The 14846-nt window shown below is 66.2% G+C and carries 13 protein-coding genes; 5 read left to right on the top strand and 8 right to left on the bottom strand.

The features are described 5' to 3' along the window. Positions 1 to 538 precede the first annotated feature (538 nt). From gatB to gatC, 3 genes are all read right to left on the bottom strand, one after another. A complete protein-coding gene (gene gatB / locus SJH88_RS15885; protein ID WP_274755054.1) occupies positions 539 to 1984 on the bottom strand; it encodes an Asp-tRNA(Asn)/Glu-tRNA(Gln) amidotransferase subunit GatB in 1446 nt (481 codons plus the stop codon). A 112-nt stretch (positions 1985 to 2096) separates the two neighbouring features. Beyond that, positions 2097 to 3599, bottom strand: a complete 1503-nt coding sequence (gene gatA, locus SJH88_RS15890) for an Asp-tRNA(Asn)/Glu-tRNA(Gln) amidotransferase subunit GatA (RefSeq protein ID WP_274755055.1) — start codon at positions 3597 to 3599, stop codon at positions 2097 to 2099. Between the two features lie 21 nt (positions 3600 to 3620). Beyond that, positions 3621 to 3920 (bottom strand): Asp-tRNA(Asn)/Glu-tRNA(Gln) amidotransferase subunit GatC, encoded by a 300-nt coding sequence (gene gatC / locus SJH88_RS15895; protein ID WP_154164672.1) that lies wholly within the window; start codon positions 3918 to 3920, stop codon positions 3621 to 3623. Between the two features lie 222 nt (positions 3921 to 4142). Here gatC and SJH88_RS15900 point away from each other — a divergent pair, with 222 nt between their 5' ends. From SJH88_RS15900 to mrdA, 4 genes are all read left to right on the top strand, one after another. Beyond that, positions 4143 to 5186, top strand: a complete 1044-nt coding sequence (locus SJH88_RS15900) for a rod shape-determining protein (protein WP_042419115.1) — start codon at positions 4143 to 4145, stop codon at positions 5184 to 5186. Between the two features lie 150 nt (positions 5187 to 5336). Further along, the gene (gene mreC / locus SJH88_RS15905; RefSeq protein WP_081770795.1) at positions 5337 to 6329 is read left to right on the top strand and encodes a rod shape-determining protein MreC; all 993 of its coding nucleotides are present in this window, start codon (positions 5337 to 5339) and stop codon (positions 6327 to 6329) included. Next, positions 6326 to 6844 carry a rod shape-determining protein MreD gene (gene mreD / locus SJH88_RS15910; RefSeq protein ID WP_042419113.1) on the top strand — a complete coding sequence of 173 codons (519 nt, stop codon included), beginning with the start codon at positions 6326 to 6328 and terminating at the stop codon, positions 6842 to 6844. Before mreC ends, mreD begins: the two co-directional genes overlap by 4 nt. A 62-nt stretch (positions 6845 to 6906) precedes the next feature. After that, on the top strand, positions 6907 to 8964 hold the full coding sequence (gene mrdA / locus SJH88_RS15915) for a penicillin-binding protein 2 (RefSeq protein ID WP_081770796.1): 2058 nt from the start codon (positions 6907 to 6909) through the stop codon (positions 8962 to 8964). 384 nt (positions 8965 to 9348) lie between these two features. Here the strand turns inward: mrdA and SJH88_RS15920 are convergent, their stop codons facing one another. The 5 genes from SJH88_RS15920 to SJH88_RS15940 form a co-directional block, all read right to left on the bottom strand. Continuing rightward, complete coding sequence (locus SJH88_RS15920) at positions 9349 to 10275, bottom strand: DMT family transporter (RefSeq protein WP_274755056.1); 927 nt, start codon at positions 10273 to 10275, stop codon at positions 9349 to 9351. A 120-nt stretch (positions 10276 to 10395) separates the two neighbouring features. After that, complete coding sequence (locus tag SJH88_RS15925; RefSeq protein WP_042419110.1) at positions 10396 to 11151, bottom strand: amino acid ABC transporter ATP-binding protein; 756 nt, start codon at positions 11149 to 11151, stop codon at positions 10396 to 10398. Then, on the bottom strand, positions 11148 to 11930 hold the full coding sequence (locus SJH88_RS15930; protein WP_274755057.1) for an amino acid ABC transporter permease: 783 nt from the start codon (positions 11928 to 11930) through the stop codon (positions 11148 to 11150). Before SJH88_RS15930 ends, SJH88_RS15925 begins: the two co-directional genes overlap by 4 nt. A 114-nt stretch (positions 11931 to 12044) precedes the next feature. Then, complete coding sequence (locus SJH88_RS15935; protein WP_274755058.1) at positions 12045 to 12815, bottom strand: ABC transporter substrate-binding protein; 771 nt, start codon at positions 12813 to 12815, stop codon at positions 12045 to 12047. A 291-nt stretch (positions 12816 to 13106) separates the two neighbouring features. Continuing rightward, complete coding sequence (locus SJH88_RS15940) at positions 13107 to 13865, bottom strand: sulfite exporter TauE/SafE family protein (RefSeq protein WP_043385680.1); 759 nt, start codon at positions 13863 to 13865, stop codon at positions 13107 to 13109. A 349-nt stretch (positions 13866 to 14214) separates the two neighbouring features. On the opposite strand from SJH88_RS15940, the gene SJH88_RS15945 reads away from it, so the two are divergent. Further along, a partial coding sequence (locus SJH88_RS15945; protein ID WP_420921752.1) for an ammonium transporter occupies positions 14215 to 14846 on the top strand: 632 nt, incomplete at its 3' end.

Raw genomic sequence — 14846 nt, forward strand, 5'->3', positions numbered from 1 at the left:
CTGATCAGCATGGCAACTCCTTGGCACGGGATTGCCATGTTGCCAGAACTGCTTGCAGTACCTCTCGGCCATGCAGCAACGGACGCTTGTTTTTAAGCAGCCAATCGTCCGGGACCCGACACATAGTCTTCCCCTCAACCCGTGCCGAGGCGCACAGAGCGCAGGGTGTGCAGATGCGCCGCAGGACGCATCTGCCTCGTCATCTGGCTGGCCGCAGCTGTTTGAACGCAGTGACGCAGGAGCGCAGTGAGTTCTGCGGCCCCACCCTGTGATCGAGCACCGCAGGTTGCCCGTAGCGCAGCGGAGGGACACGGGTAGAGGGTGTGCTTCTTTGCTTACTTTCTTGCACAAGCAAGAAAGTAAGGCCCCGCCGGGGGCGGCCCGGCCAGCCAAAGCAAAAACAACAATCAAGGCTAAATCAGCCCCTAGCCCAAGCACAGCAAGCGCCAGCAGCTATCAATCTGTGAACGACCAATAAAAAAGCCTCCCGAAGGAGGCTTTGTGCTTTCACAGCGAAGTGCCGCAACAAGATGTCGGCTTACGCCAGCTTGGCCTTGAGCAGCTCATTGACCTGCCCAGGATTGGCCTTCCCCTTGGACGCCTTCATCACCTGCCCCACCAGGGCGTTGAACGCCTTGTCCTTGCCCGCGCGGTATTGCTCGACGTTGCCGGGGTTGGCGGCGATCACCTCGTCGATGATGGCTTCCAGCGCGCCGGTGTCGTTCATTTGTTTGAGACCCTTGGCGTCAATCACGGCATCGACATCGCTGCCTTCGCCCGTCCACAGCGCTTCAAACACCTGCTTGGCGGCGTTGTTGCTGATGGTGCCGTCGCTGATGCGGCCGATCAGGGCGGCCAGCTGCTCGCTGCTGACCTTGACCGCGTCCATGCCGATTTCCTCGGTGTTCAAGCGGCGCGAGATTTCGCCCATCACCCAGTTGGAGGCCAGCTTGGCCTGGCCGCAGGCCTGGGCCGTGCGCTCGAAGTAGGCGGCCATGGCTTGCGATTGGGTCAGCGTGGTGGCGTCGTACTCGGGCAGGGCGTACTGCTCGACAAAGCGGGCCGCCATGGCACGGGGCAGCTCGGGCATGGCGCCCTTGACCTGCTGCACCCAGCTGTCGGCCACGACCAGCGGGGGCAGGTCGGGGTCGGGGAAGTAGCGGTAGTCGGCCGCGTCTTCCTTGGTGCGCATGGCGCGGGTTTCGCCCGTGTCGGGGTTGAACAGCACGGTGGCCTGCTGGATGCTGTAGCCGTCCTCGATCTGCTCGATCTGCCAGCGGATCTCGTAGTCGATGGCGATCTGCATGTTCTTGAACGAGTTCAGGTTCTTGATCTCGCGGCGGGTGCCCAGGGGGGCGCCGGGCTTGCGCACGGACACGTTGGCGTCGCAGCGGAAGGAGCCTTCCTGCATGTTGCCGTCGCAGATGCCGATCCAGGTGACGATCTTGTGCAGTTCCTTGGCGTAGGCCACGGCTTCTTCGGTGCTGCGGATGTCGGGTTCGGTCACGATTTCCAGCAGCGGCGTGCCGGCGCGGTTCAGGTCGATGCCGGATTCGCTGGGGAACTGGTCGTGCACGGACTTGCCCGCGTCTTCTTCCAGGTGGGCACGCACCAGGCGCACGGTGTGCAGCTTGTCGCCGACGTAGAAGCTGACCTCACCGCCTTGGACCACGGGAATCTCGAACTGGGAGATCTGGTAGCCCTTGGGCAGGTCAGGGTAGAAGTAGTTCTTGCGCGCGAAGATGCTGCGCGGCGCAATGTGGCTGCCCAGGGCCAGGCCCAGCTTGATGGCGCATTCCACGGCCTGCTTGTTCATCACCGGCAGGGTGCCGGGCAGCGCCAGGTCCACGGCGCAGGCCTGGGTGTTGGGCGCGGCGCCAAAGGCGGTGCTGGCGCGGCTGAAGATCTTCGATTGGGTCGCCAGTTGGGCGTGGGTTTCAAAGCCGATGACGACTTCGTAGCCCTGAATCAGTTTCGCAGTCATGTTGTCGTGTGTCCTTGCTGCTGTGCATGCGGTGCTGGCAGCGCGGCGGGGGCAGAGGTTGATGGTGTTTTTGGCCTCTGGCGCTTGTCCCGCTTGCGCTGGCAGCTATGGTTTAGATACCGGCGGGGCGTTGCAGGTGGAAGTCTGTGGCCTGCTGGAAGCGGTGCGCTGCGTTGAGCAGCTTGGCCTCCGAGAAGTAGTTGCCGATCAACTGCAGGCCCACGGGCAGGCCGCCGTTGCCAAAGCCGGCGGGCAGGCTCAAACCGGGCAGGCCGGCCAGCGAGGCGGGCAGGGTGAACACGTCGGCCAGGTAGTTGCTGACGGGGTCGGCCTTGCCACCAATCGCCCAGGCGGTGGTGGGCGCGGCGGCGCCGGCGATGACGTCGCAGTCCTTGAAGGCGGCCTGGAAGTCGTCGGCAATCATGCGGCGGATCTTCTGCGCCTGCAGGTAGTAGGCGTCGTAGTAGCCCTCGGACAGCACGTAGGCGCCGATCATGATGCGGCGCTTGACCTCGTCGCCAAAGCCTTCGGCGCGGGTCTGCTTGTACATGTCGTTCAGGTCGGTGAAGTGCTGGGCGCGGTGGCCGAACTTCACGCCGTCAAAGCGCGACAGGTTGGACGAGGCCTCGGCCGGCGCCAGGATGTAGTACACGGGCACGGACAGCTCGGTGCGCGGCAGGCTGATGGGCACCAGCTTGGCGCCCAGCTTTTCGTATTCTTTGAGGGCGGCGTCCACGGCGGCGCGCACGTCGTCGGCCAGGCCTTCGCCAAAGAACTCGGCAGGCACGCCGATGCGCAGGCCTTCGATGCTGTCATTGAGCTTCAGCGTGAAGTCTTCGGCGGGATGGTCCAGGCTGGTGGAGTCACGGTCCAGGTCGGGGCCGCACATCTCGGAGAGCAGCAGCGCGCAGTCTTCGGCGCTGCGGCCCATGGGGCCGGCCTGGTCCAGGGATGAAGCGAAGGCGATCATGCCGTAGCGGCTGGCGCGGCCATAGGTGGGCTTGATGCCGGTGATGCCGCAGAAGGACGCGGGCTGGCGGATCGAGCCACCGGTGTCGGTGCCGGTGACCGCAGGGGCCAGGCGCGCGGCCACGGCGGCGGCGGAACCGCCGGACGAACCACCGGGCACGCGCTCGGTATTCCAGGGGTTGCGCACGGGCTGGGGCGCATCGAACCCCACGGGGGCGATGGCGGAGTTCTCGTTGGCGCCGCCCATGGCGAATTCGTCGCAGTTGAGCTTGCCCAGGGTCACCATGCCGGCGCCACCTTCCGTCACACCCAGCTTGCGCACAACGGTGGCGTCAAACGGCGACTGGTAGCCGGCCAGCATCTTGCTGGCGGCGGTGGTGGGGAAGTCCTGGGTGACGAAGATGTCCTTGTGCGCGATCGGCACGCCGGCCAGGCGGCCGCCCTGGCCGGAGGCGATCAGCGCATCGGCCGCCTTAGCCTGGGCCAGGGTGGTGGCTTCGTCGATAGCCACAAAGGCACCAAGGTTTTGGTGCGCCTGGGCGCGTGCCAGGAAGTGCTGGGCCGCTTCGACGGCGGAGACGTGTTTGTTCTTCAGCTGGGCGGCCATCTCGGCCACGCTCAGGTGGTGCAGTTCGGTAGTGCTCATGGGAAATGCTGTGCCTTGCGCTTATTCGATGACCTTGGGCACGAGGAACAAGCCCTCGCCTTGCGCAGGGGCGTTGCGCATATTGGCCTCACGCTGGTTGGGTTCACTGGCCACATCCTCGCGCAGGCGCAGGGCGATGTCCTGGATGGCCGCCACGGGGTGGGCCAGCGGCTGCACGCCCGAGGTATCCACAGCCTGCATTTTCTCGACGATGCCGAAAAATCCGTTCAATTGCGATAGCATGCGCTCACTTTCTTCTGGAGAGAGGGCAAGCCGCGCCAAGTTGGCGATGCGGTCAATGTCTTGGGAGGTGAGTGCCATAGGTTTTCTGCGGTTCGAAACCGGATGTAAAGCTGTCAGACGGCATGCGCCGCCATGAGTTATTCACAGGGGATACGGTATTATCTTGTCTTTGCACGATTCGCACCCCCGCAGGGTGGTGATTGTGTAGAAAAGCCAATCCCTGATTCCCCCTGATTCCTGTTGATCTACACCCCGGCGATGGCAGGCCGAAGCGCATGCTGTGCCTGAGAGGAAAATTGAATGTTCGGAGCTTTCCGTCGGTACTTCTCCACCGATCTGGCCATTGACCTTGGCACTGCCAACACCCTGATCTTCGCCCGCGACAAGGGCATTGTGCTGGACGAGCCTTCCGTGGTCGCCATCCGCCACGAAGGCGGTCCTCACGGCAAGAAGGTGATCCAGGCCGTCGGCGCCGAAGCCAAGGCCATGCTGGGCAAGGTGCCCGGCAACATCGAAGCCATCCGCCCGATGAAAGACGGCGTGATCGCCGACTTCGTGATCACCGAGCAGATGATCAAGCAGTTCATCAAGATGGTGCACCCCCGCAATGTGATGACGCCCAGCCCGCGCATCATCATCTGCGTGCCCTGCGGCTCGACCCAAGTTGAACGCCGCGCCATCAAGGATGCTGCTGAAGCTGCGGGCGCCACGGCCGTGTACCTGATTGAAGAGCCCATGGCTGCGGGTATTGGCGCAGGCTTGCCTGTGTCTGAAGCTTCCGGCTCGATGGTGGTGGACATTGGCGGCGGTACGACCGAAGTGGGCGTGATCTCGCTGGGCGGCATGGTCTACAAGGGCTCGGTCCGCGTGGGCGGCGACAAGTTCGACGAAGCCATCATCAGCTACATCCGCCGCAACTACGGCATGCTGATCGGCGAACCCACGGCGGAACTGATCAAGAAGCAGATCGGCTCGGCCTTCCCCGGCTCCGAAGTCAAGGAACTGGAAGTCAAGGGCCGCAACCTGTCCGAAGGCGTGCCGCGCAGCTTCACCATCAGCTCCAACGAGGTGCTGGAAGCCCTGACCGAACCCCTGAACCAGATCGTCTCGGCCGTGAAGAACGCGCTGGAGCAGACGCCGCCCGAACTGGGCGCCGACATTGCCGAGCGTGGCATGATGCTGACCGGTGGCGGCGCGCTGCTGCGTGACCTGGACCGCCTGCTGGCCGAGGAAACCGGCCTGCCCGTGCTGGTCGCCGAAGAGCCACTGACCTGCGTGGTGCGCGGTTGCGGCATGGCCCTGGACAGCCTGGACCGCCAAGGCAGCATCTTCACCAGCGACTGATGCGCTTGACGGCCTGCCGCGCGGCCCTGGATGCCCTGGCGGTAGGCCCTGATTGGAATGGTTCTCCATGTTCTCTGTGAAAGCTCGCGCAGTCAGCAGGTCGGGCGGTTCGCCCGTCCGTGAAATGCCACATCCCATGAGGGGGGCGGCATGAGCCTGAGAACGCTGGAGCGCGACGCGCCCTCCCTCTTCAAGCACGGCACCTCGCCCACGACACGGGTGCTGCTGCTCAGCGCCCTGTCCGTGATGCTGATGCTGGCCGACGTGCGCTTCAAGCTCACCGAGCCCGTGCGCCAGGCCGTCTCCGTGGTGCTGTTCCCCCTGCAATGGGCGGTGATGCAGCCCGTGGGCTGGCTGTCCAGCGGCAAGGCCTACTTCGGCGATCTGCATGCCGCCCAGGCCGAGGCCGTGGAGGCCCGCCGCCTGATGACCGAGATGACCATCAAGGCCCACAACGCCGAGCAGCTGCTGGAAGAAAACCAGCAACTGCGCAGCCTGCTGGGCCTGCGTCCTCGCCTGGTGGTGCCCACCGTCGCGGCCGAGGTCATGTATGAAACCCCGGACAGCTACACGCGCCGCGTGGTGCTGGACAAGGGCCAGGTGGCCGGCGTCGAGCCCGGCAGCCCGGTGATGGACGATGTCGGGGTGCTGGGGCAGGTGACGCGCGTGCAGCCGTTCTCCAGCGAGGTGACCCTGCTGTCCGACCGGGACCAGGTGATTCCGGTGATGGTGGAGCGCACCGGCGTGCGGGGCGTGGCCTACGGCGATGCCTCCAACCTGCGCACCGACGGCATGGAGCTGCGCTTCATGCCCAATGATGCGGATGTGCAGGTGGGCGACGAGCTGGTCACCAGCGGCGTGGACGGTGTCTACATGGCTGGCTTGCCGGTGGCCCGCGTGATTGAGGTGGAGCGGCGCAACCAGTCGCCCTTCCTGCGCATCTACTGCGAACCCGTGGCCCGCCTGGACGGCGCGCGCCACGTGATGGTGCTGACGCCGCTGAACGTGCTGAAGGCCGCCCATGTGCCCGAGGTGCAACCCAGCGTGCCCACGCCGCAGGAGGCCAAGGCGCAGCGCGAAGACAAATCTGCCCAGCGTCGTGCCGGCGCCAGCAACCTGCCAGGACCAGGAGCCCAGCCATGATCATGCCGCGCGGTCAGCAACTGCTGATGCCGGTCAAGCCCGGTTTCATCGTCTTCAGCATTGCCCTGGTGTTCCTGCTGAGCCTGCTGCCCCTGGGCGGCTTTGTCTGGATGCCCGATCTGCTGATGATGGTGCTGGCCTTCTGGGCGCTGCACCATCCGCACCGCCTGGGCATGGGGGTGGCGTTTGTGCTGGGCCTGGGGGTCGATGTGCAGCAGACGGCCTTGTTGGGTCAGCATGCACTTACTTATGTGCTGGTGGTCTATGCCTCGCAGCGCGCCAGCCGGCGCATGATGTGGTTCTCGCCGTTGACCCAGGCGCTGCAGGTGCTGCCCATGTTTGCCGGTGCCCACCTGCTGCAGATGCTGATCCGCATGGTGGCGGGTGGCATGTTCCCCGGCTTTTCGGTGGCCCTGGCTCCGGTGCTGGAGACGCTGCTGTGGCCCCTGCTGAGCGCCGTGCTGCTGGCGCCGCAGCGCCGCGCCCCCGATGCGGACAGCAACCGTCCGCTGTAAGGGCTGTCTGATGCCGGGCTTCTTCCGCTTTCTTCCCGCCCTGGGCACTTGCAGGAGCTGCCATGGGCCGGTTTGAGGTACGCAACAGCGAAGCCGAGCAGTACAAGTTCCGGCTGCGCGTCGGCGCGGTGGCCTTGCTGGTGCTGCTGCTGTTCTGCATTCTGCTGTTCCGCCTGTTCGTGCTGCAGGTGGTGCGCCACGACGCCTTTGCCGAGCGCGCCGAGAACAACCGCACGGCCGTGGTGCCCATCGTGCCCAACCGGGGCCAGATCCTGGACCGCAACGGCATCGTGCTGGCGACCAACTATTCGGCCTACACGTTGGAGATCACGCGTTCCAAGGTCAAGGACATGGACGAGACCATCGACGCCCTGTCTGAGCTGGTGGAGATCACGCCCCGCGACCGGCGCAAGTTCCGCCGCCTGATGGAGGATTCCAAGCGCTTCGAGTCCGTGCCGCTGCGCAGCCGCCTGTCCGACGAGGAAGTGGCGCGCTTCGCGGCCCAGCGCTGGCGCTTTCCCGGCGTGGACATCAAGGCCCGCTGGTTCCGCAACTACCCGTTGCAGGACGTGGCCGGCCACGTGGTGGGCTACATCGGCCGCATCAACCAGAAAGAGCAGGAAGCGCTGGAGGACAGCGACGACTATGCGAACTACCGCGGCACCGAAGTCATCGGCAAGCTGGGCATCGAGCAAAGCTACGAAAAGCAGCTGCACGGCCTGACCGGCTGGGAGCAGTTGGAGACCACGGCCGGCGGCTTTGCCGTGCGCCGCCTCAACAGCCGTCCAGCGACGCCGGGCGATTCGGTGGTGCTGACCCTGGATGTGGGCCTGCAAAAACTGGTGGAAGACCTCTATGGCGAGCGCCGCGGCGCGCTGGTGGCCATCGACCCGCGCAATGGCGAAGTGCTGGCCATGGTCAGCAAGCCGTCCTACGACCTGAACCTGTTCGTCGACGGTATCGACCAGGAAAACTGGGACCTGCTGAACAACTCCATCGACCGCCCCCTGCTCAACCGTGCGCTGCGTGGCACCTACCCGCCAGGTTCCACCTACAAGCCGTTCATGGCCCTGGCCGGCCTGGAGTCGGGCAAGCGCAAGGTGGACACCACCATCCAAGACAACGGTAGCTGGACCTTTGGCGGCCACACCTTCCGCTCAGGCCACCCCAACGGGCCGACCAACCTGCGCCGCTCCATCATCAAATCGTCCAACGTGTACTACTACATGCTGGCCAACGACATGGGCGTGGACATGATCCACGACTACCTCTCGCCCATGGGCTTTGGCAGGCCGACCGGCATCGATGTGCAGGGCGAAGGCCGTGGCGTGCTGCCTAGCACCGAGTGGAAGCGCAACACCTACAAGCGCCCCGAGCAGCGCAAGTGGTATGCGGGCGAAACCATCTCCCTGGGTATCGGCCAGGGCTACAACCACTTCACCCTGCTGCAGGTGGCCAACGCCACCGCCATGCTGGCCAACCATGGCGTGCAGCACCGCCCGCACCTGGGCAAGGCGACGCTGGGGGCGGTCTCGCGCCAGTACGAGGCGCTGTACAAGGAGCCGGGCACGCCCATGGGCTACAAGCCCGAGCACGTCGAAGCCGTGCGCAGCGCGGTGGCAGCCGTGACGGTCGAAGGCACGGCTCGCCGTGTGTTCGCCGGGGCGCCCTACACCTCGGGCGGCAAGACGGGGACGGCGCAGGCCGTGACCATTGGCCAGAAGGACAAGTACAACGCGGCCAAGCTGGCCGAGCACCAGCGCGACCACTCGCTGTACATGGCCTATGCCCCAGCCGAAAACCCCAAGATCGCCCTGGCGCTGATCGTGGAAAACGCGGGCTTCGGCGCCGCCGCGGCCGCGCCGATTGCGCGGCGGGTCTTCGACTACTGGTTGCTGGACCATTACCCCAGCGAAGAAGACATGGCTGCCATGCGCAAGGGCCAGGCCACCACCCCCATTGGCACACCGCGCAGTGGCAAGGAGATGATGGCCCGCTACGAGCGTGTGGACCTGCCCAGCCTGGGGGCGCCGCGCGCCCTCGAAACCTTGAGCGGCGGCGACCTGGCGGTGCCGCACGCACAGGACAGCAATCCGGCCGAGCCCGAGGTCGAGGACTGAGCGCCAGTCCGGGTGGGCCGGACAGCTTGGGCTATCCGGGCGCCGCGTGGGCCGCAGCGCCAGCCCTTGCAGGCAGTCACCGATGGGCGGCACATCCAGCACCGGCAGGTCGGGCGCGATGTGCCGCACCGGGCGTGCCGTCCGGGATGGTGCTGCCCCGCCCACGCGCGCAGACGCTGGCAGTCGGCCGCACGCCATCTCCCGCCACGGCAGGATCGACGCCCCAGGCGCTGGGGCCATGCAGGCGCGCATGCCGCCAATACCGCGTGGCGGGCGTTGTCCCTACAGTGCACAAGCGCCAGTCCTTCCACGGGATCGGGTGCTCAGCCTTGCATGGCGCGCAGCACAGGTGCGTGCACCCCGCCTGCAGCACGGTATTGGGCGTCAGGCGTTGGGCTTTGCCGTGGCCGGAGGCAGGCTGCGGGCACGTGGTGCAGCCTGCGGTGGCGTCCACTGGCTGAAGATCAGCGCCACCACCATCAGCGCGGCGCCGCACAGGGCCAGCGCGCCCATGCGCTCGTCGATCAGCCACCAGGCGGTCAGCGCGGCAAATACCGGCTCCAGCCCGAAGACGATGGCGCTGCGCATGGCGTCCAGCCGCTGCTGGCCCCAGGCCTGCAGCACCACCACCAGGGCGCTGGCCACCAGGCTCAGGTAGGCGATGGCCAGCCAGGCGCCGGGGGACAGCGCCTGCGCCTGCGTCTGCAGCCGTTCAAAGCCCTGGGGCTGCAGCCACAGCATCAGCGTGGTGCAGGCCCACATCGAGCCGGCCAGCGCCGCCGCCATGCGCGTGGCGCGCAGGGGGGCTGCCTGGTGGCGCCGCGCGGCGGCCTCCAGCCCGAGGATGTACAGGGCGTAGACCACGGCGCTGCACAGCGTCAGCGTGTCGCCCCGGTTCCAGGGCGTGTCCTCGAAGAACATCAGGCACATGCCGGCCACGGCCAGGGCGCAGGCGGCCCAGACCTGCCAGCCGGTGCGGCGGCGCAGCACCAGCCAGGCGATCAGCGGTACCAGCAGCACGTTCAGGCCGGTGACGAAGGCGTTGCGGTTGCTGGTGGTCAGCGCCAGGCCTTCGATCTGCAGCCAGAAGGCCAGGAAGTTCAGCACCCCCAGGCCCAAGCCCCAGTGCCATTCGGCACGCCGGATGCCGCGCCACAGCGGCAGCAGCACCAGGGCCGCCAGACCGAAGCGCAGCCAGATGATCTGCAGCGCCGACAGGTCGGTGGACAACTGCTTCATGGCGGGGAAGGTGGTGCCCCAGACCACGGTGACGGTCAGCAGGGCCGCCAGGCCCAGGCGTTCGGTGCGCATGCGATGTATGAAAAAAGGAGCGGCTCACGCTCGCATTTGCTGGGGTTTATGGTCAAAACAGTCTGAAACCAAGGAATGACAAGCGCCAAATGCTCCTGATGGTGATGATGGCGGGGGCGTCTAGTGGGCCATGCGGCCGATGAAGGCGGCAATGCGTTCGTTGCCCGGGCGGGCAAAGAACTCGGCCGGCGGGGCCTCGTGCGCAATCTGCCCCTGGTCGAAGAACATCACACGGTCGGCCACTTCGCGGGCGAAGCCCATCTCGTGGGTGACGACGATCATGGTCATGCCCTCGCGGGCCAGGCCGCGCATCACCTCCAGCACTTCCTGCACCATCTCCGGGTCCAGGGCGCTGGTGGGCTCGTCGAACAGCATGACCTGCGGCTGCATGGCCAGGGCGCGCGCAATCGCCACGCGCTGCTGCTGGCCGCCGGACAGCTGCCAGGGGTACTTGTGCGCATGGGCGGCCATGCCCACGCGCTCCAGCAGTTGCAGGGCCTGGGCGTTGGCCGTGGCGCGCGGCGTTTTGCGGATGCGGCGCGGCGCCAGGGTCACGTTGTCCAGCACGGTCATGTGGCCGAACAGGTTGAACTGCTGGAACACCATGCCGACTTCGCAGCGCTGCTGCTGCAGCGTGGCCTCGTGGTCCGTGACCTCCACGCCGGCGATGGTGATGCGCCCGCCGTCGTGTGGCTCCAGGCGGTTCAGCGCGCGCAGCAGCGTGGATTTGCCCGAGCCCGAGGCGCCGATGATCACGGTCACCTCGCCCTGGCAGAACTGGGTGGACACGCCCTTCAGCACCTGGTGCGCGCCAAACGACTTGGTGACGCGCTCGCAGACGATGTAGGGCGTGCGGGTGTTGGCAGCGTGGCTCATTTCTGACGGCCCTCCACGTCAAAGCGGTATTCGATGGCGGCAGTGACCTGGGTCACCAGCGTGGTCAGCACCAGGTAGGTGACGCCGACGGTGATCAGCGTCTCCACCGGCTGGAAGGTGGACGACTGGATGCGGTTGCCGACATTGGTCAGTTCCACCACGCCGATGGCGTAGGCCAGCGACGAGTCCTTGAGCAGGGCCACGAAGTTGCTGACCAGGGGCGGCAGCGCAATCTTGAACGCCTGGGGAAAGACCACGTCCAGGAACACGCGGCCCTTGGGCAGGCCCAGGGCGCGGGCGGCCTCGGTCTGGCCGCGCGGCACGGCGTTCAGGCCGGCACGCACGGCCTCGGCGTTGTAGGCACCGACGTTCAGCGCCAGGGCCACGCAGGCGGCGGCGAAGTCCGGCAGGTTCAGGCCCGGCACCAGCACCGGCAGGGCGAAGTACATGAACAGGATTTGCACCAGCAGCGGCGTGCCGCGGATGATCCAGACATAGGCACTGGCCACACTGCGCAGCACGGCATGGCCGGAGGTGCGCGCCACGGCGGCCAGCACGCCCAGCAGCAGGCCGACCGCGCCGCTGACCAGGGTCAGGTACAGCGTGGTGCGAGCGCCGTCGGCAAATTCGGCGGCGTGGTCGCCGATGGGTTCGGGCAGCAGGGCCAGCAGCTCGCCCAGCAGGGCGACGACCACCACCATCAGCAACAGGGCGGTGACCAGGGTGGCATTGCTGCGCTGGGTGCGGCTCCAGTGCGAGGGCCAAAGTGCAGTGAGCATGGAAAGAACAGCAGGTTAAACAACGCAAAAACGCCCTGGGTGCCAAAGCCTCAGGGCGTCATGGGGCGGCGGTGCCAGGCACCCGGCCTGGCGATCACACCGCCCGGGCAGGTTTTATTGCGGGCAGCGAATGTCTTCCTGGAACCACTTTTGCGAGATCTTGGCGTAGCTGCCGTCCTTCAGGGAGGCGGCGAAGGCCTGGTTCCAGGCGGCGGCCAAGGGCTGGTTGTCCTTGGCCACGGCGGCGGCAATGCGCTCGACGAACAGCAGGTCACCCTGGTGGAACTTGATCTTGGGGTTCTTGGCCAGCATTTCCTTGGCCAGGAAGCGCTCGGTCACCCAGGCGTCGGCGCGCTGGGTCATCAGCGCGTTCATCGCGGCTTCGTTGGTGGGGAAGTTCACCACGCGCTTCACGCCGGGCACGTTCTTTTGCACGTAGTCCAGGTAGGTGGTGCCGGTCTGGGCCGACACGGTCTTGCCGGCCAGGTCCTTGGCGCCCTGGATGCTGGCGTCGCGGGCGATCACCTGCGCACCCGAGCAGTAGTGCGGGGCAGTGAAGGTGATGGCCTTCTCGCGCTCGGGCGTGATGCCGTGCGACGAGATGACCAGGTCCCAGCGGTCCTGCTTCAGGCCGGTCAGCAGGGCGTCGAAGGAAATCGTCTTCCACTCGAACTTCAGGCCCATCTTCTGGGCCAGGTGTTCGGCCAGATCGACTTCGAAGCCGGTCAGCTTCTTGCCCTCGAAGTAGGCGAAGGGGGCGTAGTAGCCTTCGGTGGCCAGACGCAGGGTGCCGTCCTTCTGGATGGCTTCAAGGGGACGTGCCTGGGCCACCGAAGTGCCCAGCAGAGCCAGCGCAGCGGCGGCAATGACGGAAAAGCGTTGCATGAAAGAGGTGCTCCTGGCGCCATCGCGCTGGCAAGGGCCCCGGCCCCATGCGGATGGGGCGCCGCTCACAGCGATGCAGCGGTCAAGAAAGGAGGGGGCTGTAGCCGCCGGACCGCCGGTCTGAGGACATCAGACCATCACAGCGGTGGGCCGGGCTACGCCGCAAAGCGGTGGTGCGCATGCACCAAGAATGTGCGGCTCGTCAGGCGAAGCAGGCAGCCATTATAAAAGCCGGCCAGCGTCCGTGCAGACGGCAGGCCTCGCCACTGACGGGGGATGTGCCGCGCCGGCTCAGGCGCCGAAGGCGTCCCAGCCGGTCTTGCAGATCAGTAGGCTGACCACCACGATGAAGATCACGCGCACAAAGCCGGCGCCGTGGCGCAGCGCCATCCAGGTGCCCAGCACGCTGCCCAGCACGTTGGCGATCGCCAGGGGCACTGCAAAGTGCCACCAGACATGGCCCTTGAGCGCGAACAGCACGATGGCCGCCAGGTTGGTGGTGACGTTCATCAGCTTGGCGTTGATCGACGCATTCAGGAAGTCATAGCCCAGCAGGCGCACCAGCAGGAACACGAAGAAGCTGCCCGTGCCCGGGCCGAAGAAGCCGTCGTAAAAGCCGATGACCAGGCCGATGCCGGCCGTCAGCCACTGCGTGGTGCGCAGGCTGTGCATGGGGGTGTGTTCGCGCCCCAGCTCCTTCTTGGCCAGGGTGTAGAGCAGCACGCCCAGCAGGATGAAGGGCAGCAGCTTGCGCAGGAAGTCGGGGTTGACCAGGGTGACGGCCCAGGCGCCGCTGAATGCGCCCACCCCGGCGGCCACGATGCCGGGGATGATCATCGGCCAGGTGATGCTGATGCGCCGGCTGTACTGCCAGGTCGACATCGCCGTGCCCCAGACGGCGGCGCTCTTGTTGGTGCCAAACAGGGTGGCGGGGGCCGCGTGCGGGAAGGCGGCAAACATTGCGGGCACCAGAATCAGTCCGCCACCACCCACGATGGCATCCACGAAACCGGCCAGGGCCGAAGCCAGAGAGACAAAAATCCATTCCATGATGGGCGCTGATTGTGCGCTGTTCACGGAGCGCTAAAACACAAATAAAAAGCGCCGGTCTGGCCGGCGCTGGGGGGAAGGCATCTCATTGGTGGATGCTTTTTAGATATTGGTCTGGTTGTGGATCGAGTTGTCTCCTCGGGCCCTCCTTGCTGCACCTTGGTGCGCGCTAGAGTGGTCTGGACTGTAGACCCTGCGTTGGTTTGGTGCATCGGGGATTTCCCGCAAGCTGGTGGTGCGGTGTGTGACGGCCGAATGACACTGTGCGCTGTGGGTGTTTGGCGGCCGGTGTGCAGGCATGGCTTGTGCTTGGCTGGCGGCAACAACACTGCGGGGGAGCGACATGGAGATGCGAAGCAGGTGGGGCCGTCTGGCCCCGGGCGTGGCGCTGCTGGCCCTGCTGCCAGCGGCCGGGCAGGCCCAGCAGATGGTGGGGTTTGCGGCCATCGACAAGGCCGACACGGTCTGGGTGCTGGTGGCCACGGCCCTGGTGCTGCTGATGACGCTGCCCGGCGTGGCCCTATTCTACGCGGGCATGGTGCGCCGCAAGAATGTGCTCAACACCCTGGCGGCGGTGCTGGGCGCGGCCTGTGTGGTCAGCGTGGTGTGGTTTGCCGTGGGCTATTCGCTGGCGTTCACCCCGTCCTCGCGCTGGATTGGCGGGCTGGAGCGGTTGTGGTTCGGGGGCCTTGACTACCAGCTGGCGCAGCAGCAACTGGCGGTCAGCCACATGGCGCCGCACATCCCGGAGGCGGCCTACGCCCTGTTCCAGCTGACCTTCGCCATCATCACGGCGGCCCTGATCGTTGGCGCCCTGGTGGAGCGCATGCGCTTTGTGGCGCTGATGCTGTTCATGGCGCTGTGGACCCTGCTGGTCTACGTGCCCGTGGCGCACTGGGTGTGGGAGCCGGGCGGCTGGCTGGCGCGCATGGGCGCGCTGGACTTCGCGGCGTTCACGTGCACCACGGCGCCGCCGGCGAA

The organism is Comamonas sp. GCA5, from assembly GCF_036541385.1.
GTDB lineage: Bacteria > Pseudomonadota > Gammaproteobacteria > Burkholderiales > Burkholderiaceae_C > Comamonas > Comamonas aquatica.